Annotated in this window: 1 protein-coding gene; it reads right to left on the bottom strand. The window is 49.2% G+C overall.

Going from position 1 to position 1,028, the window contains the following annotated elements; all coding sequences use genetic code 11:
* The coding region (locus tag BGI33_RS12870) for an RHS repeat domain-containing protein (protein ID WP_144235353.1) at positions 1–836 on the bottom strand (836 nt) is incomplete at its 3' end.
* Between the last annotated feature and the right edge of the window lie 192 nt (positions 837–1,028).

Consider the following 1,028-nt stretch of genomic DNA (forward strand, 5'->3'; position numbering starts at 1 on the left):
ATGGGTTCGTGTTCGATTTCATGAATTCGCTTACCCCATAACTGAAAGCTGCATTCCCACAGTATTTTACCGTTTGCATCGGTTAGCTCTTCTGGACAGCCGTTCAGGTCGGTGTGGAAGTAGCGGATATGTTGTTCATGGTTGCCGTCTGTGTCTATACGTGCCAGTGGTTCGTAGCTGTTCTGGTCGGTATAGATATACAGGCTGGTAGGATGATTCGGGCCAGTTTCCTGAATCATTCTTAAGCCGTCCCAGAGGAAGCGGGTACGGTTGTAAGGTTGGCCGTCGCGGTCTATCTGATGCTTTTCGATACGCCGGCCAAGAGCATCGTAGACATAGCCATAACGCTGGCTGCGGCCTGTTTGTTCGATGCGTACTTCGCTCAGGCGGTGTTCAGCGTCGTAGTGGTAGTGCTGGGTGGCGCCGATGCTCTGTTTGATTTGGGTTCTGCCGTGCTCGTCGTAGCGGTAGTGGTGACTTCTGAAATGCAGGAGCTGATTACAGCGAATCAGGTTGTAGTTGCTGTAGTCTTCTCTGTATTTGCTGTCCAGCAGGTTGGCGGCCGCATCGTATTGCAGAGTTTCCCAGTATCTCTGGTTGCGGCAGCCTTCGATTCTGCCGGTGCGATCATAGTAGTAATCGGTCTGCCCGTGTTTGCTGTGCTTTTTGCTTACCAGCCGGTCGAGGTTGTCGTACTGGTAGCTGCGTTCGATGAGGATATCAGGCAGGATGGGATTCTGATTACGCCGTATCCGTTTGCGTTGCAGCTGGCTGTTGCGGTCGTATTTGAACTGGGTGTTCAGGCGTCCTTGGGTGCGTGATATTTCGCGGTGCAAGCGACCGAAGCCATCGCTATAAAAACGAGGCTTTGACTAAATAATATATTCCTGTTATTTAAATAACTTATATGTACTAGCTTAAACTTAATCTGACAGACACTACCTACTCATCGGCATTCGTTCTAACACAATGACTGTCTGATGAGTAAAATAAATTCTCTAGCTGCTTTTCTTTAGCCAGTCCTTTTG

The sequence above is a fragment of the Snodgrassella alvi genome (assembly GCF_002777425.1).
GTDB classification, from domain to species: domain Bacteria; phylum Pseudomonadota; class Gammaproteobacteria; order Burkholderiales; family Neisseriaceae; genus Snodgrassella; species Snodgrassella alvi_B.